Annotated in this window: 25 protein-coding genes; 13 read left to right on the top strand and 12 right to left on the bottom strand. The window is 32.2% G+C overall.

The window, feature by feature from the left end; translation table 11 throughout:
• Positions 1–73 precede the first annotated feature (73 nt).
• Positions 74–760 (top strand): Lipl32 family lipoprotein, encoded by a 687-nt coding sequence (locus DG508_RS04840; RefSeq protein ID WP_108867045.1) that lies wholly within the window; start codon positions 74–76, stop codon positions 758–760.
• Positions 761–855: 95 nt separating this feature from the next.
• Here the strand turns inward: DG508_RS04840 and DG508_RS04845 are convergent, their stop codons facing one another.
• Positions 856–1,347: a YkgJ family cysteine cluster protein gene (locus DG508_RS04845; RefSeq protein ID WP_108867046.1), complete on the bottom strand. Its 492-nt coding sequence runs from the start codon at positions 1,345–1,347 to the stop codon at positions 856–858.
• A gap of 120 nt (positions 1,348–1,467) precedes the next feature.
• On the opposite strand from DG508_RS04845, the gene DG508_RS04850 reads away from it, so the two are divergent.
• Entirely contained in the window at positions 1,468–2,184 is a 717-nt protein-coding gene (locus DG508_RS04850; protein WP_108867047.1) for a class I SAM-dependent methyltransferase, read from the top strand.
• 66 nt (positions 2,185–2,250) lie between these two features.
• Complete coding sequence (locus DG508_RS04855; RefSeq protein WP_234418176.1) at positions 2,251–3,018, top strand: hypothetical protein; 768 nt, start codon at positions 2,251–2,253, stop codon at positions 3,016–3,018.
• A gap of 90 nt (positions 3,019–3,108) precedes the next feature.
• Here the strand turns inward: DG508_RS04855 and DG508_RS04860 are convergent, their stop codons facing one another.
• A complete protein-coding gene (locus DG508_RS04860) occupies positions 3,109–3,489 on the bottom strand; it encodes a hypothetical protein (RefSeq protein ID WP_108867048.1) in 381 nt (126 codons plus the stop codon).
• Between the two features lie 108 nt (positions 3,490–3,597).
• On the opposite strand from DG508_RS04860, the gene DG508_RS04865 reads away from it, so the two are divergent.
• Positions 3,598–4,269 (top strand): RNA polymerase sigma factor, encoded by a 672-nt coding sequence (locus DG508_RS04865; RefSeq protein ID WP_108867049.1) that lies wholly within the window; start codon positions 3,598–3,600, stop codon positions 4,267–4,269.
• On the opposite strand, the gene DG508_RS04870 is transcribed toward DG508_RS04865, so the two are convergent.
• From DG508_RS04870 to DG508_RS04895, 6 genes are all read right to left on the bottom strand, one after another.
• Positions 4,266–5,888 carry an amidohydrolase gene (locus DG508_RS04870; protein WP_108867050.1) on the bottom strand — a complete coding sequence of 541 codons (1,623 nt, stop codon included), beginning with the start codon at positions 5,886–5,888 and terminating at the stop codon, positions 4,266–4,268. The two genes, DG508_RS04865 and DG508_RS04870, sit on opposite strands and share 4 nt — an antisense overlap.
• A 156-nt stretch (positions 5,889–6,044) precedes the next feature.
• Entirely contained in the window at positions 6,045–7,202 is a 1,158-nt protein-coding gene (locus DG508_RS04875; RefSeq protein ID WP_159090675.1) for a glycosyl hydrolase family 18 protein, read from the bottom strand.
• Between the two features lie 306 nt (positions 7,203–7,508).
• Positions 7,509–7,817 carry a hypothetical protein gene (locus tag DG508_RS04880; protein WP_108867052.1) on the bottom strand — a complete coding sequence of 103 codons (309 nt, stop codon included), beginning with the start codon at positions 7,815–7,817 and terminating at the stop codon, positions 7,509–7,511.
• Between the two features lie 242 nt (positions 7,818–8,059).
• Positions 8,060–8,872: a M23 family metallopeptidase gene (locus tag DG508_RS04885; protein ID WP_108867053.1), complete on the bottom strand. Its 813-nt coding sequence runs from the start codon at positions 8,870–8,872 to the stop codon at positions 8,060–8,062.
• A gap of 225 nt (positions 8,873–9,097) precedes the next feature.
• Positions 9,098–10,882, bottom strand: coding sequence for a TonB-dependent receptor (locus tag DG508_RS04890; RefSeq protein ID WP_234418177.1), 1,785 nt, complete (start codon positions 10,880–10,882; stop codon positions 9,098–9,100).
• A gap of 23 nt (positions 10,883–10,905) precedes the next feature.
• Positions 10,906–13,920, bottom strand: a complete 3,015-nt coding sequence (locus DG508_RS04895; RefSeq protein ID WP_108867054.1) for a tetratricopeptide repeat protein — start codon at positions 13,918–13,920, stop codon at positions 10,906–10,908.
• Positions 13,921–14,368: 448 nt separating this feature from the next.
• Between DG508_RS04895 and DG508_RS04900 the strand changes: the two genes are divergently transcribed.
• Entirely contained in the window at positions 14,369–15,052 is a 684-nt protein-coding gene (locus tag DG508_RS04900; protein WP_108867055.1) for a cell division ATP-binding protein FtsE, read from the top strand.
• Between the two features lie 7 nt (positions 15,053–15,059).
• Here DG508_RS04900 and DG508_RS04905 read toward each other — a convergent pair whose 3' ends face one another.
• The 3 genes from DG508_RS04905 to DG508_RS04915 all read right to left on the bottom strand — a co-directional run bounded on the left by DG508_RS04905 (position 15,060) and on the right by DG508_RS04915 (position 18,370).
• Positions 15,060–15,398 (bottom strand): tRNA-binding protein, encoded by a 339-nt coding sequence (locus DG508_RS04905; RefSeq protein ID WP_108867056.1) that lies wholly within the window; start codon positions 15,396–15,398, stop codon positions 15,060–15,062.
• A gap of 487 nt (positions 15,399–15,885) precedes the next feature.
• The gene (gene typA / locus DG508_RS04910; protein WP_108867057.1) at positions 15,886–17,685 is read right to left on the bottom strand and encodes a translational GTPase TypA; all 1,800 of its coding nucleotides are present in this window, start codon (positions 17,683–17,685) and stop codon (positions 15,886–15,888) included.
• Positions 17,686–17,833: 148 nt separating this feature from the next.
• The gene (locus tag DG508_RS04915) at positions 17,834–18,370 is read right to left on the bottom strand and encodes a hypothetical protein (protein WP_159090677.1); all 537 of its coding nucleotides are present in this window, start codon (positions 18,368–18,370) and stop codon (positions 17,834–17,836) included.
• Positions 18,371–18,496: 126 nt separating this feature from the next.
• Between DG508_RS04915 and kdsA the strand changes: the two genes are divergently transcribed.
• Positions 18,497–19,315, top strand: a complete 819-nt coding sequence (gene kdsA / locus DG508_RS04920) for a 3-deoxy-8-phosphooctulonate synthase (protein WP_108867059.1) — start codon at positions 18,497–18,499, stop codon at positions 19,313–19,315.
• A 17-nt stretch (positions 19,316–19,332) separates the two neighbouring features.
• Here the strand turns inward: kdsA and DG508_RS04925 are convergent, their stop codons facing one another.
• Entirely contained in the window at positions 19,333–19,689 is a 357-nt protein-coding gene (locus DG508_RS04925) for a DUF1801 domain-containing protein (RefSeq protein ID WP_108867060.1), read from the bottom strand.
• Positions 19,690–20,290: 601 nt separating this feature from the next.
• On the opposite strand from DG508_RS04925, the gene DG508_RS04930 reads away from it, so the two are divergent.
• The 7 genes from DG508_RS04930 to DG508_RS04960 all read left to right on the top strand — a co-directional run bounded on the left by DG508_RS04930 (position 20,291) and on the right by DG508_RS04960 (position 24,753).
• Entirely contained in the window at positions 20,291–20,896 is a 606-nt protein-coding gene (locus DG508_RS04930; RefSeq protein WP_108867061.1) for a hypothetical protein, read from the top strand.
• A gap of 38 nt (positions 20,897–20,934) precedes the next feature.
• On the top strand, positions 20,935–21,228 hold the full coding sequence (locus tag DG508_RS04935) for a winged helix-turn-helix domain-containing protein (RefSeq protein ID WP_103863773.1): 294 nt from the start codon (positions 20,935–20,937) through the stop codon (positions 21,226–21,228).
• Between the two features lie 54 nt (positions 21,229–21,282).
• Positions 21,283–21,744: a Coq4 family protein gene (locus DG508_RS04940; protein WP_108867062.1), complete on the top strand. Its 462-nt coding sequence runs from the start codon at positions 21,283–21,285 to the stop codon at positions 21,742–21,744.
• On the top strand, positions 21,741–22,040 hold the full coding sequence (locus DG508_RS04945; RefSeq protein ID WP_108867063.1) for a hypothetical protein: 300 nt from the start codon (positions 21,741–21,743) through the stop codon (positions 22,038–22,040). The genes DG508_RS04940 and DG508_RS04945 overlap by 4 nt, the downstream gene beginning before the upstream one ends.
• Positions 22,041–22,055: 15 nt before the next feature.
• Positions 22,056–22,709 (top strand): DUF1361 domain-containing protein, encoded by a 654-nt coding sequence (locus DG508_RS04950; protein ID WP_108867064.1) that lies wholly within the window; start codon positions 22,056–22,058, stop codon positions 22,707–22,709.
• A 27-nt stretch (positions 22,710–22,736) separates the two neighbouring features.
• Positions 22,737–24,092, top strand: a complete 1,356-nt coding sequence (gene creD, locus DG508_RS04955) for a cell envelope integrity protein CreD (RefSeq protein WP_108867065.1) — start codon at positions 22,737–22,739, stop codon at positions 24,090–24,092.
• A 163-nt stretch (positions 24,093–24,255) separates the two neighbouring features.
• Positions 24,256–24,753: a DUF192 domain-containing protein gene (locus DG508_RS04960; RefSeq protein WP_108867066.1), complete on the top strand. Its 498-nt coding sequence runs from the start codon at positions 24,256–24,258 to the stop codon at positions 24,751–24,753.
• Positions 24,754–24,973: the final 220 nt, after the last annotated feature.

Consider the following 24,973-nt stretch of genomic DNA (forward strand, 5'->3'; position numbering starts at 1 on the left):
AACTTTTACATAACAACTAATCTATTTTGAATATAAAAATGTGTGCCATTTTATTTAAACTAAATCAATTATTATGAAAACAAGAATCTTAATTTTATTAAGTATTTTATTCGCCTTAGGAACTTCTATTGATTCTCAAGCACAAAAATTAAAGAAGTTTGGTGGTTTAACAGAAAAAAAAATAGGGCCAAAAACTATAAAAGTACCTTATACTGATATAGTAACCTATTTAGGATATGCATCACCAGGTAATGAAGACGAAGTAGTAGATAATAAGAAATTTTACTACATCTATGTATGGGTACCTGCTATTGCTCCAGAATTAGGAGTAAGAATGATGTCTCCAGTAGGAAAAAACAAAGTTAAAGGAGCAACTATGTCTAAGGCTTATGAAGACAATGCTAGCTCAAGTGACTTTTTTGACACTTACATTACTTTAGAGCGTTCTGATATAATAAGCAAAGACAAAATTACAGCAGAAGGTGTAAAGTCTGCAAAATGGGTTACACTAGAGCGTAATGATGACAGTAGTGAAATGCCTAAGCAACCAAGTGGTAGCAGCTATAACTCTTTATTAAGATATAAGAGTGATGCTGGTAACCCTGCAAAAGCATTAACTGTTGGATTATACCGTATCGGTTTTACTACCTATAAAACTGGTGAAGTAAAAGGTACTTTCTTAGCTCAAGTAGCAGCTCCTATCAAATTACCAGGAGTTGTAATGGCTAAAACTATTGAAGACTTAAAAAAAGGTTTATAATATTTAACCACAATTCACATTAAGCACACATTTATAATTATTCCTACACTTCTTTTTATAAAAAGTGTAGGAATTTTTATTTAACATCCTTTTTATCAAAGCATTTGGGCTTTCATTTTTTCTACGATATTATAAGCAGCAGGGCAAATTGCCACATTTTTAATAGTTAAATTAGATATTTTCTGAATTTTTTTACGATCTGTATGTGGGTATTCTCGACAAGCTTTAGGTCTAACCTCATAGATAGAGCAATAATTATCTGCTCCAAGAAAAGTACACGGTGTTTGCTGTAAAACCAAATCTCCATCTTCATCTGTTTGCAAATATTGATCTTCAAACTGTCTAGGCTTCATCCTAAAAAACTTTGCTATGCGTTCTACATCCTTACCTGTAAATAAGGGCCCCGTTGTTTTACAACAATTTGCACATTGTAAACAATCTGTAGTAGTGAATTCATCATTATGTAGCTCTTGCATTATATGATCTAACTTCTTAGGAGGTTTTTTTTTAAGCTTGGCAAAGAACTTTTTGTTCTCGTTATATTTATCTTTGGCCAGTTGTGGTAATTGATCTATGAATTCTTGCATACTGCAAAAATAAAACTTTTGATAGTTATGAATAGTAATTACCTATATATTCCATTTTAATTGAGATCAATTTAATATCAGTAAATACTTTAAATAATACCTGAATATATTTTACATATCATGAATAAAGACATTTTTGGAACTGCAATCAAAGATTTTTACAATAAAAAATACACAGAAGATATCACTGTACTTGCTGATGATTTTGATGATGATCACATTCCTATTCCGTACTTATTCAGAGCGTATACTGAGATGCCAAAAATAGAACAAAAAGCATTGGATCTCTCCTATGGAAAAGTACTTGATGTTGGTAGTGGTGCAGGTAGTCATAGCCTATTTCTTCAAAATGAAAAAAAATTAGATGTAACAGCTTTAGATATCTCTGATGGTGCAATCCAGATTTGTAAAGAACGAGGAATAAAACAAGCCATAGTTCAGGATATATTTAATCATTCCTCTACTACCTATGATACGATACTTTTTTTAATGAATGGTAGTGGTATTATTGGCTCTCTAGATCGTATTGACTTATTTTTTACACATATCAAGACATTACTTTCTAAAAATGGACAGGTTTTAATAGACTCATCAGATATTTCTTATCTTTTTCAGGATGACGATGGTAGTTTCTGGGTAGATATTTCTGCTGGATATTATGGCGAAATGCAATATAAACTCAAATACAAGAATCAAGAATCAGAACAATTTGATTGGTTATACATAGACTATAATACGTTACAAAATGCCGCAAATACCAATGGTTTTATTTCTGAATTAATTGTAGAGGGAGAAAACAACGATTATTTGGCCAAATTTACGTTGGCAATTGATTAACTCTCTTTTTTAGTTACAGAGGTGGTACAATATTTGTGACTAAAAAATATTTAAAAATTAAATCGTGTGCAATTAATAAAATTTTTGAGCTATCTACTCATCGCTTCTTTCATCCTTATCGGGTGTTCAGATGATGATAACAGTATTGCCAATAGTGTATTACAAGCTAGTAATAGACAACCTCTAGGAAGTTCAGCAAATGATCTCTTAAGTGATACAAATTATAATAGTCTTACTATAGAGATTGTTGCAGTACAAGGTTTTGAACCCACCAGAGGTGCAATTGAAGGATTTAGAGATTTTTTGCAAGACCGATTATTTAAACCCAACGGAATTACTATAACACAACGTTCTATACCATCTTCTGGTAAAGCTCCGTTTGCAATTGAAGAAATTGCAGAGATAGAAAATACCAACAGAACTTTATTTAATAAAGAAGATGATATTACAGTATATATCTATTTTGCCGATGGTCACAGAGAAGGGGATACTAGTGAGCAGGTTACATTGGGGTCTGCTTACTTAAACACTTCTATCGTAATTTATAAAGAAACATTACTTCAATTAAGTATAAGAACTGGCTCTCCTGCACTAAGCGCAATAGAAACTGCCACTTTAAATCACGAATTCGCCCATTTAATGGGACTTGTGAATTTAGGAACCCCTTTACAATCTCAACATGAAGATAGTGAAGAGCATAATCATTGTAATGTCTCTGGATGCCTTATGGAGTCTGCTATAAAATTTGGAATGGGAATGATGAGTATTGGTGATATGATTCCTCAATTAGATCAGCAGTGTATTGCTGATCTAAGAGCCAATGGTGGTAAATAAAAAAGCACCATCTTCTACCATTTCTCATTTAAAATGTTTTTTTGATGATGCTTTTTTGAGAAAAAATCACACTCTCTCTTTCACTCTTCTCTAATGATTTTTTTGACCTACAAAAGGTACTAATTTCACTAATAAAAATGCTCCTATAGCCATTACTACATCTCGCACTGCTACATCAATATAATGTCCATTTCCTATAAGCAACAAAGCAATAGCTAATAACCACCCCATCACTACATATCCTCCCACTTGAGGGCGATAAAGCACCAAAATACCAGCAACAACTTCTACAACTCCAATTATTGCCATAAAAACTCCTATCTCAAAAGGCAACATCTCAACCATTCCAATAGCTACATATTGCTCCCAGTTTGTAAGTATATTCATAAATTTATCTAGCCCTGCTACTATAGGCACCAAACCATAGGTGTATTTTAATACCGTAACAACTTGTCTAATCTGTAAATTCATAACTTCATTTATTTTATTATTTGATTTTTAGATAAAAAACAGTTCATTTAGTTACAAAGTTTTGTAACTTTTTGTACTGCTTTTGATCTAAGTACTAAACAAGATGCTATGGAGCCTATAAAAATTAATGAATACAAAACTCATAAAATATCTGATGTAGATGTCATTTACAGAATCAATGCTGGAGAAAAGGAATTATATGAGATTTTATTAAGACGAAATAATCAAAAGCTATTTCGAGTAATCAGAAGCTATATCAATGATTATGAAGAGATTCAAGATATTATGCAAAATACATACCTCAAAGCATATGAAAAATTACACCAGTTTAAAAACAACTCACAATTCTCAACTTGGTTAATACGGATTGGCATCAACGAAACATTGGCTCGATTAAGAACCAAAGGAAAACACCATAACCTTTATGTTTCTGAAAACGATAGTAATCATAAACAAATTATTGAGATACCTGACAATCATCTGTTAAATCCCGAAAAAAAAATGATTCGACAAGAAGCAAAACAAATCTTAGAAAAAACCATTGATCTATTGGATGTAAAATACCGCACTGTTTATATTATGCGAGAAGTTGAAGGTATGAGTATTGCAGAGATTGCTGATTTTATGGGATTAACTATATCTAATGTAAAAGTACGGTTACATCGTGCTAAAGGTATGATGAAAACAGAGCTTTATGAACTATCAAAACATCCTGATATATTTGAATTTGGTTATAGTAAATGTGATCTTCTTGTCAATAAAGTAATGAATCGTATCTAATATACTTTTTTACCATTGATATAAGTAGCTTTTACTTTTATATTTGGAATTTGATCTTCATGAATCTCCATAATATTGTCTTCTAGAATTACAAAGTCAGCAAATTTTCCCTTTGCAATACTTCCTTTCTCATGCTCTTCAAAATTACTATACGCTGCCCATAGTGTCATTCCTTTTAGGGTTTCTTCTCTGGTAAGTGCATCTTTTTTCTGAAAACCTTCTTTGGGATATTGCTTCAAATCTTTTCTAGCTATCGCAGCATAAAATGTATAAAAAGGGCTTACATGCTCTACTGGGTAATCTGTACCCAATGCTATTCTTCCTGTTTTTTGCAATAGTGTTTTATAAGCATATGCTCCTTTTATACGTTTATCACCCAATCGCTCACCTGCCCAATACATATCACTAGTAGCATGGGTTGGCTGTACACTCATTACCAAATTATCATCAAGCATCTCAAACTCTTCAGGCGCCACAACCTGAGCATGCTCTACTCGCCATCTTCTATCTGATTTACCTTCTAGAGCCTTATAATACGTTTTTATAACTACCGCATTGGCAGAATCCCCGATAGCATGTGTATTCATTTGAAATGGAGATGCCGCTAATCGTTTCGCTAATTTTTTAAACGCATCTGTACCTAAAACCATAGCTCCATAATGATTTTCCTGATCAGAATAAGGCTGTTTTAGTACTGCCCCTCTTGATCCTAACGCTCCATCTGCATATATTTTGAAAGAAGACACATGTAACTTGTCTGTTTTATAGATTCCTTTTTTTAGATAATAATCTACATATTCTGGTGTATTACTTACCATAGCATACATCCTTATTTTGAGTTCATCTATTTTTTGTAAACTATCTACCAAGTCAATTACACGAGGGCTCAATCCTGCATCATCAACAGTAGTCAATCCATACCCAAAATTGATCTTCTCTGCATCTTTCAAAGCCTGTATCTGTTCTTGTTTAGTTGGTTCTGGAATAATATTCTGTATCAACTCCATAGGGTTATCAATAAGCACCCCCGTAAGTTGCCCGTTTTTTTGTAGAATCTCTCCTCCTTCTATTTTGGTTTCTATGGTAATCTTAGCAAGGTCTAATGCTTTCTGATTGGCTATCATAGCATGACCATCTACTCGTGTTATTGCTACAGGAGTATCAGGAAAGATACTGTCTAATTTCTCTTTTGTAGGAAACTCTTTGACCTCCCAGTCGTTTTGATCCCATCCTCTACCCGTAATAAAAGATACTTTTTTTTCTTTTTGAAATGCTATAATACGTGCTAACACCTCATCATAACTCTTTGTTCCTGTAAGATCTACTTTTTGCTGTTGCAACCCCAAACCATAAAAATGACAATGTGCATCAATCAATCCTGGCACTATGGTTTTTCCTTCTGCATCAATAGTAGTATGCGCTGTATACTCCTGTAGCAAAGTAGTAGTACTACCTACAGCGATAAACTTACCATCTTTTATTGCAAACGCTTCTGCCTTTGGCTTTGCATTTTCTACGGTATACACATTTGCATTAATAACCAATACATCAACCTCTGTTGGCTGTTGACATGAATATAAAAAAAAGGTTAAGGCTATAAGTAAGAATGAACTTTTCATTTAGAGTTGTGTTTGTTTGAAGCCTAAATGTAAAAATATCTAATTCGTAGCATGGTTAATTTTTTCTTAATATCTAAAATCATACATGTACACCTATTTATTTTGACACTCTTTTATATACTGAAATTATTTTCTCTTTGAAAACGTTATTTGTTATTAAAAATTTTCAGCTGTATTTATAGCTTCCGTTGTAGAAGATCCGTTAAGTACTTTACTCGCTACATTTAGATATCCGTATGCAGATTTGTTTTCTTTTTCCAAAAGTAACTGCCATATCATTACTCCATCTGAATTATCTTTTGATGCTATATGCGCAAAAAGTGTTGCTACATTCTCATAGGTATAGGTATAATAAGGCCCCCAAGGTTCATCAGGAAAATGTATTCCCGCAGCAATATCAAATCCATAACGATCTCCGTAATACTTATATGCATCATACATGATCTTTCTGTTTGACGCTGCTCCTGTATTATACCCTTGATAGGCTATTAAGTCTATTTTATCACCCACGGCTTCTAGCACAGGGATCATATGCCCTGTTGTAGAAAAACCGTATAAACTAATTCCTTCATTAGGTTCTGTAGCTTTGTACAGATTTGTATCTGATTCTCCTGTGACTGTATTTCTTTTGGAGTAGCTATATGGTGAACTTATATCGTCATTTTTTTCTCCCCCCAAAGCCCCTACTCCAGCAGGAGCACATGCTAATATATATTCTCCTTTAGGCATAATAGCTCTGGATTCATTAAAGAATGCAATAAAACGTTCTACATTTATGGCATCACCAATGGTTTGAAAACTTCCATTGGGTTCAAAATCCCAATCGATTCCTTCAAATCCCATATCATCTACTAGATCTTTTATTTGTTGGTAATTGATATTATAAGCTTCTTCTGTACCCCAATAAGTTTCTCCGCCTACCGATAATATCACTTTGGTTCCTTTCTTTTTTAATACCGCTACAGATTCTTTGAGAGTTTGACCATCATACGGAGTTTGGATTCCTGTCTTAGAAATATCTAATGATCCCTTGATATACACTAAATTCGGTTTTGCAAATGCCAAAAACACATGGGTAACATGCGATGGAATATCTCTTAGTTTTGATCCTTGATCTGGTGAAGAAACCCAATTTTCTGACCAAGAAGGAAAATACCCTAAAATAATAGGCTTTTTTGTTTGATTACCATCTCCTCCAGTATCACCACCTGTATCTGTATCACCTCCACCATTACCATCTCCTCCAACAGTATCAATAGGATCCTTATCATTCACAGTATCATCACTACTACATGAGGTAATAAAAAGGGTCATACATAAACATAGTATGTTTATGATAAAAAAAATTCTTTTCATAGTTTAATTGTTAGATTGTAAGTTTGCTTGTATTCATTTTTCCAACTAACTAAACTGCATATCTCACTAATTATTGTCTAAAAAATAAACCCCACATGTTTATGATAAACACATGAGGTTCGATGTATAGTACATATCATGTTCTTAATAAGATATATTCCCCAATATATTTCTCTTATTAGATAACTACACGATATCTATTGATGTACTACTTCAGTATTTTAAATTAATCACCTACTTACAGAAGGTCGTTTTAGTTTTTAATTATGCTTTGATTACTATTCTTGTCAAGCTTTTTAAACCAGAAATAAAACGTTCAAAAGCAAGAGAATACAATAGTACGTTCAAAATTACTCCTCCTAGAAGACCATACATACCTTTTACTAATCCTGAATACCCGATAGCATCTGTTGGAAATCTAAAAACAGAATGCACCTTCATCAAAAACTCTGTTACTGGAGTAAAAACCAAAGTTCCTTGATCATTGGCATATCCTATCAAACTGCATATTGCTGCCAAAACAAAAAGTAAAATAAATGTGATAAAGTAAGTGTGTATGTTAATCTTTTTCATCTGTATGTGAGTATTATAAGTTGTAAATAAAATGATCTCTAATACTGCGCAAGATATAGCGGTTTTGACACCTGCAAAACACGGTAAACGATGAAAATTAGTACACTGAAAACAGGGATACAGTAAAAAAGCAGAAGTAAATCATTTTTCACACCTCACAAAAACACCTTGTAATCAGAAGTATACACAAGGTAGACTAATATTTGAAGCTATTGATTTTTTTTAAGCACCCTATAAATCTATCAATACTCACGTATATATTTCTCTCTTTCTATAAGAGAAATTGCCTGTTTTCCTTTTCCTGTTAAGAATTTTGTTTTTAAAGTAACTCTATCTGTTAATCTTTGAAAAAACACAATAAAATGTAAATGTGGTCCAGTAGCCCAACCTACATCTCCACTGTATCCGATAAATTGGCCTATCTTTATCTGATCCCCTATTACTACCGATGCTCCATTCTTCTTAATATGGGTATACTCTGCAAAAGTACCATCCTCATGATAAATCAATATATAATTATTGTATTTGGCACATTCTGCTGTGGTACAACTTTTACTATAGCTCTCTTCTACATCAACAACTACACCTCCTCTAGCTGCATAAATTTTGGTTCCCACTGGCATTTTAAAGTCTAATGCATTCTCATTTTGATGAGAAATCTTACCATTGTATCCCTGAGACAACCAATACTCATCTCCTTTTTGGAATGGTAGATAATAGTTAAAATCATTATCGTATTCCTTTTGAGTATGATCTCCATAATTATACGTTGACTCATACCCTAGTTTTATTTGATTTTTTCTATCAACTACTTGTAAGTCGGTAATTATATGCCTAGTAGTTCTTGCTGGTACTATAAAAACCTTATTGTTACCATTGGTAGAAGTAAGGTTTTCTAACCTGAAATCCATTTTTGCAGAAACTGGACTATATTCATTATTATCTGCCAAAATCATAAACCCATTTTCTGTCTCTTCATAATAAAGTTTAAAATTATCTTGAGAGAAGATGGTAATAGAAGAAATAAAAAAAAAGAATCGTAGAGTTGTTTTCATCTGTTTTTATTTAGAAGTCATTTGAACTTTTAATTCTTATTGAAGTTTATAAGTTACCAAAAAAAACTGAACCTCAATCAATTTGGAATCTATAATGGATATTCAACCTACCTTGAAACAACAAATCAATCCTATAGAAAATCCATATAAGTTTATGCAATTACAATAAGGTTATAGAGTTCCTATCTCTAAATAAACAATAAAATCACCTGATATCAACTCTTACTAGTAATCAAATTTATAGGTAACCCCTCCTAATACTTGTACTCCTTGAACTGGAAAATTCACCCAGCGTTGATAGCTTTCTCCTGCAAGATTGTTTCCTTTAATAAAGAAAGATAATTGATCGTTGAGCCTATATCCTAAGTTTACATTGGCATCAAAATAAGAACCTAAAGTAACTACTGCTTCTGGCTGTGTTGGTAATGAAGCAATGGCAGTATTAATATCTTTTCGCTCTCCCACATAAAACAATTGTGCTCCAGCATACCATTGGCTATTGATCTGATAGTCTATTAGTGCAGAAGCTTTAATCTCAGGAAGATTCCATGCTTCTTGCTCATCTTCTGTATTGTAATTAAAGTATTCTATAGAAGTTCCTAATTTAAACTTTTTATTAATTTCAAAATTAAGCTCTCCATATCCTATTAAAGTACTAACATCATCATAACGATAGGAGAATGAGTTACCATAATCGTATCCTTCTAATTGCAATATAGGTCTGGTATTATTGACAAATAAGGTTTTTTCTGATTCTGAAATATAGCTTCCTCTAAAATTATAACTTACCACATCTGATAGTTGTCCTTTTAATCCTACATATGCATCATATAGCATGCTCGTAGGTTCTATAAGTAATGTAGGAGATACAAATGGATTTTTTTGCACTGCATTTCGATAGGTATTTTGTTGTAAATCACCTTCTAACCCTCCATAGGCAATCACCGCTTCTTCTAGTAGCCTATAGGAAGCCGTTACCTTAGGGTAAATAAATAAATCATTATCGCTATTTTTTGTATCTATACTATAATATACAGCGGCTCCTAAATTAACCGTAAGATTATCTCTCAATATTACCAAACTTGGATTCACTCCTAAATTCAACACCCCATATTCATTGGGTGTTTGTGTTTGAAAATCAAGACTACGGTCAAAATTTCCACTTACATAATCTACTATGAAATTGGTTGCGATCAGGTTATCTCCCATTTCAAACTCAAAAGTTGGTTTTGCTATTACATGATGTTCTACAGATCCCATGGCATCTCCAAAAAAGCGATATTTCAAAGTTGCTTTTTTGAAATACAAATCATCAAATTGCAGTTTTCCTCCTAATTTTACACCAAAATAACTTTGTTGAGGATCAATTGCATTTATCTGTTCCTGCGTAAGCTGTGGAGATTCTGGCAATCCATACCAATTATATAACTGATGTTCTGCTCCCGCTTCTATCCCAAATGTATAATCCCGTGTACGAGATGTGTAATTAAGGTCTAAAAATGTATTATAAAATTTATCGTCTAATTGCACCTCATCAATCCCTCCTTGTGAAGAGTTATGATGCAGGTATATTCCCATATTGTCTGATCTGTTTAACTGGAAATTACTATAAAACTCTGCTAAAACAGAAGTAAAATTACCAAATCCTAATGTTGCATAGTTATCATAGATATCTATTGGTTTTGGTCTATCAATATTTGCCGCTCGTCCTTTTGCAGGCGTATAGGTAGAAGCTACAGGAACCGAAAAAATGCTATATCGTAGTTTCTTTTTTTGTTGCGTAATAGAATCATTAAGAGTAGGTATGGATTTAATTTTAAAAGCATCACTGATAGTTGGTGTATATGCTTTTACAATTACGACACGCTCAGTTTCTAGATTTTCTGTTTCCTGTGCAAAACCAATCTGACCTAGCAAAACAAAAGCACTGGCAAAAAGTGAAATTCTTGAACCGAATCTATAAGGTTCTTTGATAAAAAAAGGATTGATCTTCTTAAAATACATAGACATACAATACAACATTTGATAACTGATTACTGTTCGGTTTGGATAGATGAATTTGTTTTTGCTTCTTCGGCTTTAATTTTTCTAAGCTCGGTTTTTGCCTCATCAATTACCTCAGGGTAATCGGTAAAATTTTTGATCACACTCTCTAATATGTAAGTGGCTTGATATGCATCATTGAGGCCGTAGAAATTTTTGGCCATCAATACAAGTCCTTTTGCCCCATATAACCTATATCCCGAATAGTTTTTGGATAATCGTTGTATCGTTTGATTAGAGTTTTTATAATCACCTTCTATATTTTTGAAATATGCTTCATAATACAGAGCTTCTGCGGCTAGCTCTCCTGTTGCTATTTTTTGCACTTCTGCATAAGCACCTTTGGCACGTTGCATATCAACTGTTTTAAATGCTGCTCTAGCAGTAAAAATAGTAGCATCACTTTTTACATCATTCTGGATTTTTGGATTAGCCAAGACTTTGTCTGCATACTCAATCGTTTTTTGATAATTGAGTAATTGATAATATGATTTCATCAAATTAGATTGTGCAAATATGACATTTTGCGGGTAATCTGCATCGGTTTCTAATCGCTCTAATACAGGAAGTGCTTTTTCATATGCTCTATTTTCCAGATATACCTGTGATAACCTTGCTAATGCTTGTTCGGTAAATTCTGTACGATCTTGCTTAAGTACATATTCATAATGTGGAATTGTTGTTTCTCTTTCTCCTTTTTTAAAGTATAGTTGTGCTAGGTGAAAATGACTTTTTAAAGCATGTAATCCATTAGGAAATTGAGTAAGGTATTTCTGAAAACCGTTTATTGCTCCAGTATCATTGTTTTCTAAAAACTGCTTTTCTGCTGCTTCAAAAGAAGTATTATCTAGATCTGCATCACTTACTTCTATAAAGCTTAATCCTTTTACCCAAGATGCATATTCATCTGTTTTACCAAGATCTACATAGATCAACCGCGCAGTATTTACTGCTTGTATTGCTTCTTCTGTTCCTGGATATTCTGCAACTACTTTCTTAAATTTAGACAATGCTCTATCTCCTTCATTTTTATTATAATACACCAAACCTTGTTTTAGCAATGCTTTTGGCACATATGAACTTCTAGGTATATCTTTAATAAGGCGATCATATGAAGCAACACCTTTCTGTATTTTATTTTGAGACACATATACATCTCCCAATGCAAACATAGCATCATCTCTATAGGTTGATTTTGGGTATTTTTTCAAAAACATCTCAAGATCACTAATCTTCTTGTTATACTTTTTTACAAATCCATAGCTTATTGCTTTTTGATAATGTGCATAATCAGAATCTGGGCCATTTTTTTTGATTGCCAGATTATATGCTTCCATAGCAGGCCAATATTTTCTGGATATAAAATGACTATCTCCCAATCTAAGATACGTATCTGTTTGTCTTGCCTCATCTTCTTTATTTACTTTGGAGTAAGCATCAAAATGTGCTGCCGCTGCAGGATATTGTTTTAGTTTAAAATAAGTATAGCCCAAATTATAATTTATATGATTGTATTCACTTGTAGTAGATGCTCCTGTACTTCCTTCAAATTGTTTAAAGCCTATCAAAGCGTCATCAAAATTAGTAAGTAAGTAATCGCTTTCTGCTTTCCAATAAATTGCTCTTGCTGTAAAATCAGGAGCTACCTGTCCGTTTAGTGATTTATCAAAATATACTATTGCTTCTGAGTAATTACCTTCTGTATACAACTCAACACCACGATAAAAAGCTACTTTTTGATATACTTCTTTATCTGCAAAATTTCTACTTCCTTCTAGCAAATCCATAGCTTCCTTATACGCTTTAGAGGTAATATAAGAGCTAATCAATAACTCTTTTATTTCATCTTCAAACTCAGTATTAGGGTATTGATCGAGATAGGATAACAAAATCTTCGGAGTACTCTCAAAAGAATTCCCTATCTCATAACTCAATTTTGCGTAATTATAAGTTGCATCTTCTTTGATTTTTGATTCAAAATCCATTTCCGATGCATTTTTAAAAGCATTTAATGCTTGTTGTTTTTGATCTGTTTTCAGGTATGATTCTGCAAGATGATAATATGCATTTTGTGCTGTTGCATTGCGGCCATCTACAATTTTATTAAACTCTGAAATGGCATTTTGATATTCTCCTTGCTTATAGTAAGCATATCCCAGCAAGTAATAATCAGTATTATTCCATTTTCCTTTTCTGCCTTTATATTCTTTGAGATATGGTATTGCTTTTTTATATTCTCCTAGGTTAAAATAACTTTCTCCTATAATTTTATTCAGCTCTGATTTTTCTGAGGGTTTAGATTTTGGTAATTGCACCAATCCTTCATTGATCGCTTCTTGAAAATTACCTGACTTAAAATTCATATCACTCTGAAAATAAGACAGGTTTTTATTATATTGATCTAAATCTTTTACTTCATCAAATAACTTATCTGCTTCTTTATAGTTATCTCCTTCATACGCTATAAATCCTAAATAATACTTTGCTTTGGCGCTATACTCAGGAGAATCTTCTACTTTATTTAAAAATTTCTTTGCTTCATTAAATCTTTGAATTTTAAAATAAGCATATCCATTATTAAAATTATATTTATCTATTTCTCTTTGTGGAAGACTTCGTTCATCTACCTTATCATACCATTTACGAGCATATGCATATTTTCCATTATCAAAATAATAGGTAGCTGCATCAAGATACGCTGCATTTCGTTTTATACTGGTAGGATACTGAACTACAAAGTCCTCTAAAAGCTGATTGGCTTCTTTTTGATTCAACCAAACAGCACAATTAGCAATATAATAGGTGCAATTGGCATCAATATTCTCATCATATGAAGCATCTTTGACTTTATCAAACAGGTTTTGCGCTGCTAAAAATTGTTTGTTATTGTATAACTCCAATGCCTGATTATACAGTACTAATTCATTGGTATAAATTGCGGATTGTTGTGCAGATACATATGTAGATATCCCAATCACAAAAAGCATCGAAGTGATGTATTTCATAAAACAAACTTTAGTGTATTAAACCTATATTGACCATTATTGGCAAAATAATTTGATGAATTCATCAAAAACACATGCTACCAAAGTCTAGTCTATAGATTCTATACGTCTTGATTCTTAAAAAAGTAAATATCGTTTCCCGTGAATAAATTTTGTGTTAAAGATAGCCTAATCTTCAATTTAATAACGAAAGATTTGATAGATAATTACATCATAAATTGAGAATTATGATTTCTTTATGTTTCACTAAATAAACATACACCTATATTACCACAATACAAATTACTGATTATAAAAAACTTACCCATTATATCTTATTTTACTTTATAAAGAATAAAAATATATGTCTCAAAAATCTGTTATTTATTTAAAAACTATTTCTGTACCTTATTTTATTAGCCGAAACTTTTTACTTTTACAACATCTATTAATTTCTGAATCATAAACTATGTCCAACACGGTATTAAACCTTAAAGATGCTTCTATCTATCAACGAGAAAATCTTATTTTATCTGATGTTAATGTTGAAGTAAACAAAGGCGATTTTGTATATCTTATTGGTAAAACTGGTACAGGAAAGAGTAGTTTTATGAAAACTCTTTATGGAGACCTACCTTTATTAGAAGGAGAAGGTAGCATTGTAAATTTTGATCTCCCTACCTTACAAGAAAAGCAAATTCCATATTTACGCAGAAAATTAGGAATTGTATTTCAAGATTTCAAATTACTAAATGATAGAACTGTAAAAGGCAATCTTCTTTTTGTCTTAAAAGCTACAGGATGGACTGATGAAAAAGGTATGGATAGTAAAATTGATGATGTATTAGACAAGGTGGGTATGAAGACCAAAGATTTTAAATATCCTTATCAACTATCTGGGGGAGAACAACAGCGTGTAGCTATTGCCAGAGCATTACTTAATGACCCTGAACTAATATTAGCTGATGAGCCTACAGGAAATCTGGATCCACAAACTTCTGTTGAAGTTATGGAGGTGTTACGGGATATTAATAAAAATGGTAATACTATCCTTATGGCAACACATGATTATGCATTGTTACTTAAATATCCTTCTAAAACATTAAAATGTGATGGAAATAAAGTTTTTGAAGTAGTACAAAGAAAAGGTTAGAACTACATCAACCTATTCTCAATCCATTTTTCACTTGTAAATCAGGAGTTAATAAAGTTACTTCTTTACCCTCTCCTATTGCTCCCATAATCAAACATTCACTCATCATGTTAGCTATCTGTTTTGGCGGAAAGTTAACAACAGCTATTACCTGCTTACCGATAAGGTCTTCTGGTTGATATAGGGTTGTGATTTGTGCAGATGTTTTTCGTTCTCCCAAGTCTCCAAAATCAACAATTATTTTATATGCAGGGTTTCTTGCCTCTTCAAATACCTCTGCATGTAATATGGTGCCCACCCTCATATCTACATTCATAAACTCTTTCCATTGTAAGTTCTTTTCCATTATTTGATTTTTTAAAAAAAATTAGATGTATCCTATCCAAAATCTATTTTGACTTTGCTTAAGAATTACATAAAGTGATTTCCAAAAATAACGAAATGTATTAAAAATCATTTTTCTCGTATTTATTAAAAAACAAGCAATACAAAAACCGTATTAAAGCAAGGCTTTTTACGCACTTTACCTGATTTTAATGTATTTTACCGATAATTTAACACTTTTTACAAGTTTTGTTACCAGAATTTTCCTTACATTTGTATCAAACAACTACTAATAGCTTATATGGCAATTCGCCCCAAAATATTGAATTAGCCCCATTTGTACCCCCAAATAATACCCCAAAATATCGACGCAAAAACCCGAGTTTACTCGGGTTTTTTGATTTTGATTCTTTACTATAAAGAAATATCCTTTTTTTAAACAAAATAACCCTTCGTGAGATAAATCTCACGAAGGGTTATTTTCTATTATATATAACTAAGTTTTTCTCTTATACGATCTTATTTCGCTTACGCTCAACCTCGGTAAGATATATCTTACGTAGCCTCAAATGATTTGGGGTAACTTCTACATATTCATCTTTTTGAATGTATTCTAAAGCTTCTTCTAATGAAAACTTGATTGCTGGTACGATCTTAGCTTTATCATCTGCTCCAGAAGAACGTACATTTGATAGTTTTTTGGTTTTAGTGATATTTACAGACATATCATCGCCTCTAGAATTCTCACCAATTACTTGTCCTTCATAAATATCTTCTCCTGGGTCTACAAAAAACTTACCTCTATCTTGTAATTTATCAATAGAGTAAGGAATCGCTGATCCTTTTTCCATAGATACCAATGATCCATTTATACGTCCAGGGATATCACCTCTAAGTGGCTGATACTCCTTAAAACGGTGTGCCATAATTGCTTCTCCTGCAGTTGCAGTTAGTAGTTGATTACGCAATCCTATAATTCCTCTAGAAGGTATCATAAATTCACACACCATACGGTCACCTTTGGCTTCCATACTAAGCATTTCTCCTTTACGCATTGTTACCATTTCTACCGCTTTACCAGAAACACTTTCTGGCAAATCAATAGTAAGCTCTTCTATTGGCTCACATTTTACGCCATCAATCTCTTTAATGATAACCTGTGGTTGCCCTATTTGCAATTCATATCCTTCACGACGCATCGTTTCTATCAATACTGATAAATGCAATACACCTCGACCAAATACTAAAAACTTATCTGCACTATCAGTGTCATTCACTCTAAGTGCTAAGTTTTTCTCTAGTTCTTTTGCCAGTCTTTCTTTAATATGCCTTGAGGTTACAAACTTTCCATCTTTACCAAAGAAAGGTGAATCATTAATTGTAAATAACATACTCATGGTAGGCTCATCGATAGCTATTGTTTTTAATCCTTCAGGATTTTCTATATCTGCTACAGTATCTCCGATTTCAAAACCTTCTAGCCCTACCAATGCACAAATATCACCAGCTTCTACCTTCTCAACCTTCATTCTTCCTAATCCCTCAAAAGTATGAAGTTCTTTTATTCTTGATTTTTTAATACTACCATCACGTTTTACCAAAGAAACTTGCATTCCTTCTGTCAAGGTTCCTCTTTGTAAACGTCCTATTGCAATACGCCCTGTAAATGATGAAAAGTCTAATGATGTTATCAACATTTGTGGTGTACCTTCTTCTATTTTTGGAGAAGGGATATGCTCGATTACCATATCTAATAATGGCTCGATATTATCAGTTTCATTCTTCCAATCTTCACTCATCCAGTTATTCTTGGCTGAACCATATACTGTTGGGAAATCAAGTTGCCATTCTTCTGCTCCCAGTTCAAACATCAAATCAAATACTTTCTCATGTACTTCATCTGGTGTACAATTTTCTTTATCTACTTTGTTTACAACAACACAAGGCTTCAATCCAAGATCAATTGCCTTTTGTAATACAAAACGTGTTTGTGGCATTGGCCCTTCAAAAGCATCAACCAACAGCAACACTCCATCAGCCATATTTAACACACGCTCTACTTCACCTCCAAAATCGGCGTGACCAGGAGTATCAATAATATTGATTTTGGTTCCTTTGTATAATACAGAAACATTTTTTGAAGTAATTGTAATTCCTCTTTCACGTTCCAGATCATTATTATCAAGAATTAAATCACCTGTATTTTCATTTTCGCGAAACAATTGACAATGGTACATAATTTTATCTACCAACGTAGTTTTCCCGTGATCTACGTGTGCAATTATTGCAATGTTTTTTATAGCTGTCATAAACGCCTCATTTTTAAGGGTGCAAATGTACGAGATATTTTTGACACGTTACGTATGAAAAGTTAAATATTAAAAAAGCTTCATCTCTCATTTTATCCACACAACACACCAAACCCTTTGATACTGGTAACTAATCATTTAATAACCATTATTTACCAAACGCCCAACCTAATCTAAAATTGAATATAGGTACTATAGATTTATCGGTATCACTAAAATCATACCCCAACCCTAATTCTAATCCTAAATTAAGCCCATAACGATACGTACGCTGAAAACCCCAAACTGGGCCAACTTGTCCTACAAAGTCTATATTTGTATCTAGATTACCTATTATAGGCTCTGTATGCGCAAAATAAGTAGTCATTGCTAGATAGTTTGCTGAATTTCTTGTGGTATTTTTTCCTTTTCTCAGTCGTTTTTCAAAATTGTAATAATACCTATATGCTCCCTCGAATGTAAGAAATATGCCATAATCACGATCTCTTGTAGTTCTTACATAGCGTAATCCCGTTCCTATTCTAAAATCAGCAGTGGTATTTTTGGTGAGTCCTACTTCATACTCTATTCCAGGGGTTAGTAATAAATTGACTTTAAACAAGTGGCTTTCTACATGATAATTCATATCCTGAGCATTGATAAACATACAACTCAGAACAAAAATTGTTGTAATGATTTTTTTCATTGATTCCTTATTTTTGTTTCGTTGGGTTGACTTTTATCAAACTTCTTGCCATACACCACTTTTATAAATAATTCTTTGCATAAAACATAAAAGAGTTAGTTATCTTTGCATCTTTAAATAAATTATATGGATCTTTCTGAAATCAAAAACATAAAAAACCTTGATGCTAATAACTTTTTCTTATTAGCTGGGCCTTGTGCCATAGAGGGTGAAGAAATGGCACTACGCATTGCTGAAAAAGTAGTAACTATTACTTCTAAACTTAAAATTCCTTATGTTTTCAAAGGTTCTTTCAAAAAAGCAAATCGTAGTCGAATTGATAGTTTTACTGGAATTGGAAATGAAAAGGCTTTAAAAATTCTCCGTAAAGTAGGAGAAACGTTTGACATTCCTACGGTTACCGATATTCATGAAAACGAAGATGCTGCACTTGCTGCTGAATATGTAGATATCTTACAGATTCCTGCATTTTTGGTGCGCCAGACAGACTTAGTTGTTGCTGCTGCAAAAACTGGCAAAACTGTCAATCTAAAAAAAGGGCAATTTATGAGCCCAGAAGCGATGCAACATGCTGTAAAAAAAGTAACAGATAGTGGTAATACCAAAGCAATGATTACTGATAGAGGAACTATGTTTGGTTATCAAGATATGATTGTTGATTTTAGAGGTATTCCTACTATGAAACAATATGGAACTACTGTTCTTGATGTAACACATTCGTTACAACAACCCAACCAATCTAGTGGTGTTACTGGAGGTAGGCCTGATATGATCGAAACGATTGCTCGAGCAGGTATTGTTACTGGAGTAGATGGTTTATTTATGGAAACTCATTTTGACCCTGCCAATGCCAAGAGTGATGGTGCTAATATGTTGCATATTGATCATCTAGAAAAGTTATTGAGTAACCTAGTCACCATTAGACAAACGGTAAATACTTTGTAAACAAAGAAGGGTATTTTTTAAGACTTCTTATCCTTTACGACGCTATAGGCATCTTGTAATACTTCTATCAAAATGGTTGAATTTATATCCTCAACCTTCTTGTAGCGTAGAGATTTCATAACTTTACGTCCAGCTGTTGTCATATGCTCAATATGCATAGTAATACGTTGAGCATTCCAAAACCCTACGTCTACATATCCTTTGGTTGCATTCAGATAACAAAACGGTCTGTTTTCTATATAATAAAAAGGTATCTTATACCTAAATAATAATTCTGCAGAAGGAATCGTAGATTCAATCAAAAGCTGTAATTCTAATAATATACTTTTATAAGGTTCCTCTTGTCTTAAAATATATTCTTCTGCTGGATTCATTTGATCAATAATCTGATCAACAAGATATCTATTTTTTTTAATATAAATCTATAAAACATTTTGACAGAGCTATCTTTTAAACAATTAAAGAAATTGATAACTATATATCATTTTCTATTAAATAAAAAGCACCAGATTCCTTGGGGTCGAATTGGTGCTTCTTTTACTAGATAAAATTTAAAAAGTTATCTGGTTTTTATTTTTATAATTAGCAGATTAACAAAATTATACGTATAACCATACTTATTTTAGAGTGATTAATAATAAGTTGCGCCTATTATTAATTTATCGGCAAATGTATAATCCCTACACTCCTCTTTACACCAACATCTTGTTAAATTATTTTGACCTAATTTGTTAAAAAAATCACAATATATTTAAGTAAAAGCAATACTTTATTTTAGTAAACTATTGATATCATAAAGCTAGACATCACAACATCACCAATCGATCCTATAAAGGTCAAAAATGTGTTATCAATACATTAACACAAGAAAGTACTTTCTTACATTTTTCTTTGACAAATAATTCTTATTTAGAGAAATGAAATTTGTGTAATTCAAAATTTTACATTTACTTTGTATTTCAAAGTACTTTAACAATGAGCAAAGAAGAATACTTAAAAGACATTACCGAGATCAAGGATATGATGAATAAATCATCTCGTTTTTTCTCACTGAGTGGGCTATCTGGTATATTGGCAGGTATTTATGCTATTATTGGCGCAGCAGTAGCTTACTACTTAGTTAGTACTAGCGGTAGAGACTACCTATTACTTAATGGCAAAATATTTAGATATATATTAATCGATCTAGTAGTGGTTGCTTTATTAAGTATTATAACAGCAGTTATATTAAGCACCAGAAAAGCTAGTAGAAATAACGAAACATTATGGAATAGCGCTTCAAGAAGATTACTTGTTGCCTTCTTGATTCCACTAGTAACTGGAGGTATCTATATTATTATAAAAATCACCAGTCACCACTATGGTCTTACTGGTTCATTGATGCTTATTTTTTATGGCCTGGCATTAATAAATGCTTCAAAATATACAATTGGTAATGTTAGATACCTTGGCTATGCAGAAATCATATTAGGGTTGATTTGTGCTATCTTTCCTGGGTATGGTTTTTGGTTTTGGGTAGCAGGGTTCGGAGTCATGCATATTATATATGGTAGTCTTATATATCTAAATCACGACAGATAACCAATTGATTTTTATATTTGACCAAAAAAGAATAGCGAATGAGCAGTATAATCAATAATATAAACAAAGCCTTTGATCACCGTATCCGACTAGGAATCATGTCTATATTAATGGTTAATGAATATGCAGATTTCAAAATGTTAAAAGAATTACTAGGGGCAACAGATGGCAACCTTGCTAGTCACACCAAAGCTCTAGAAAAAGAAGAGTACATAAAAGTAGAAAAGTCATTTATTGGCAGAAAACCGAACACCAGATATAACGCTACAAAAAAAGGAAGAGAAGCTTTTAAAAAGCACGTAGAGGCAATTGAAAAATTACTAAAACAATAGTTGTATTTTTTTTATCAACTTACTTTGAATTTCAAAGTACTTTAAGAAATTAAAATGAGAGCATTATTACTAGAGAGCATATACGAATGGAGCAAAAAACCATACCAAAAATGGTTTAAAAAACAACCTTCTTGGGATATTCCTGTAAAAACTTTAATAGAATATCCAAAAGACAGTCTTGGGTTTCATTTAGGGTCATTTTTATTACAGCATGATTTTAGCCCACAACCTAAACTAGAGAATCACGATGTTTTTCATGTACTAACCGATACAGGTATCACCGTTCCTGAAGAGATCGCTATGCAATATTACTTATTAGGAAATGGTAAATACAGCACCTATTTATTCTCTGTAATCTTTCTAGGCACTTTGCTATACCTTGATGAAATCAAACTTTTTAAAAATGCATATCAAAAAGGAAAAGCCGCTTACTCATTTCACCGATTAGATTATAAAAAGCTGTTGCATTATCCCATACAAACATTACAAACCACATTTTTAATATCATCATTATGAAAGTCATACAACCTATTAATAAAACAGCACTTTTTATTGCTGTTATAAGTTTTGTGTTAGGAACATCCTTATTATTATTTTTTCTGATTTCTCAATATCAAACCATGATCGACATAGGTATATTTTATGTTATGATCGCTTTTACCTTGAATGCAATCACTTTTGTTGGTCTCATTGCTAATTCAATTGTCAACTATAAGCATTACAAAGAAAATTTAATCACTATCGCAGTGGTCGTTATCAATATCCCTATAACCATAGGATACATTAATATCGTTCTTACTAATTCTTTTTAAAATATTTTTTAACTAATGAACACTATCTATAACCAAATACCTTTTATCAAAGGCTTTATATTTGCTACAGCCTTTAGTTTTTTACTACTATTAGTAAGAGTCTTAAAAACTGATTCTTTATTTTATTTATTTCTAATCTGGAATCTTTTTTTAGCATGTATTCCTTATGCAATTGCTCTTTTATTAAGCATTAGAAAAACAAATCATTTTATCTTTTGGGCTGGTTTTGCCATATGGTTGGTATTTCTACCTAACTCCCCATATATCTTAACCGATCTACAGCATCTACGATTAAGTACTCTAGAATCGATATGGTTTGATGTGTTACTCATTCTGTCTTTTGCGATCAATGGTCTTATTATTGGGTTTGCCTCATTAAACTTAATACACTCATTACTATTACAGCGATTTTCTAAAAAAAACACGAACCTTATTTCTTATTCTATTTTAATGCTATGTGGATTCGGCATTTATTTAGGAAGAGTTTTGCGATGGAATAGCTGGGATATACTTCAAAATCCAATGAAAATAGTATCTGATATATCAAAACGAATTTTATTCCCTATAGAACATATCAATACCTGGGCATTTACACTAGGGTTTGGCTGTTTTTTGATTATCATTTATAGAATTTCACAGCAGTATCAAATCAAAAAAGAAAACTACTAAAAACATATACAATAAACTTTTATCATTATGGAAACCCAAAAACAAAAAAAGTCCTTTGGACAATGGCTAAAAACATCAATTACAGTGCGAATGCTAATGGTGGGAGTACTCATCTTATTCCTCCTAATTCCTCTTTCATACGTAAAAAACTTAATACGTGAGCGCGCAAATAGACAAGAAGAAGTAGTAAACGAGATTAATCAAAAATGGGGTAATGAAGTATTACTTTATGGTCCTGTACTAAAAATACCTTACCAAACTCATAACATACATAAAAGATGGGATGAGAAAACAAAATCATATCATGAAGATGATATCATAACAGTAAACTATGCTTTTTTCTTTCCGAACACGCTAGATATTATAACAGATATAGAATCTGAAACTTTAGGTAGAAGTATTTATGAATCTGTGGTATATACTGCTGATATTAAAATAAAAGGGTCTTTTACTACTCCGAATTTTGAAACACAAGACGTAGCAGAAAAAGATATTTTATGGAACAAAGCTACTATACTGGTAAATTCTACCAATCTAAAAGGTATACGAAGTAATCTTGAATTAGAAATAGGAGAAGAAAACTACCCACTTCGCTCAAAGTATACTCAAAACTCGTATACCAATACTATGGAGACCAAGTTTCTAAAAGAAACAGCCTTGCCTAAAGAAAACACTATTGATTTTAGTCTAGATTTAATCATAAACGGAAGTGAACAACTACGATTTATACCTGTGGGTAGAGAAACCAATGTATCTATGACTTCCAATTGGGCTTCTCCTAGTTTTAATGGTAATTACCTACCAGATACTAAGACAAAAGAAATTACAGAGAATGGATTTAAAGCTAACTGGAAAGTTTTACAGATAAACAGAGAATTCGAACAAGAGTTTTTTGGAGAGCTACCTGAGATCAATTCTTCTGCCTTTGGAGTAAAACTCCTTATTCCTGTAGATGAGTATCAAAAAAGTGAACGTGCAGCCAAATATGGTTATCTTGTAATCGCACTTACTTTTCTAGTATTTTTCTTAATACAGGCAATTAGTAAAATTCATATTCATCCTTTTCAATATTTGATGATTGGACTGGCGCTCACCATGTTCTACACGCTTCTTATCTCTATCTCAGAACATGCAAGCTTTTTACAAGCATACAGTATCGCAGGTACTGCTGTGGTCGCCCTAATATCTATTTACTCAAAAGCAATACTCAAAAGTTTTAAGTTTATGATTTTTGTAGCTACTTCTCTAGCCGCATTATACTTATTTATTTTTGTGATTATACAATTAGAAAACTACGCATTGCTTGTAGGTAGTATTGGTTTGTTCTTAATTCTAGGTACTATAATGATGATATCACGCAAGATTGATTGGAAAAATGAATAGAAAACAACAGTTATAGAATTTGGTTCGGTTAGTTAGTTGAGAAAAGTCGTGCTTCATATTTTTGAAGTGCGGCTTTTTTATCTACTTTAGTTCGCGCAAAAAAGGATAGGTAAAATAATTATAAACAAATCGCAACTATCTTATAAAACCATATCATACACAAATGAAAAAGAGGATTTATTTTTCCATCATCGCATGTACTGCACTAAGCATTTTTTCATGCAAAACAGATAATAAAGTCAAAAAGATCGACACAAAAGAGATTACATTTACCAAAGAAGGCGAACTCTCATTATTTAGTTTGCAAGATTCTGTACCCAAACTGATCACCCAATTGGATATTGAAATTGCTGATGATGACTATCAAACTCAAACTGGATTAATGTACCGCAAGTCTATGCAACCTAACCAAGCTATGTTGTTTATTTCTGAAGAAAAAAAAGTACAATATTTTTATATGAAAAACACTTTAATCCCTTTAGACATTATATACATAGATGATGCATACAAAGTAGTGAGCATACAAAAAAATGCCAAACCTCTAGACGAATCTTCATTACCTTCTGAAGGCCCTGCTTTATATACACTAGAAGTAAATGCAAATCTTACAGATACATGGAACCTGAAAAAAGGAGATTCTATCTCCTATTCAAAACAATAATATAAATTATACGAGTTATGGATAAGAATTTCGCATAAAGAGTTTAAATTATTTTGTGCTAGATTAAGGCATAAAATTAAAGAATAGCCTTAGCTATTGTTGAATTTTATAACACAGATATAGTGCAAAAGAAACAAACTATATACGAAATTCTTATCCATAAATCGTATTAACTATCATAGTTTCTAAAACTATTGATATCAAAAAAAATCCGTTGTGT

The sequence above is a fragment of the Aquimarina aquimarini genome (assembly GCF_900299535.1).
Lineage (GTDB): Bacteria > Bacteroidota > Bacteroidia > Flavobacteriales > Flavobacteriaceae > Aquimarina > Aquimarina aquimarini.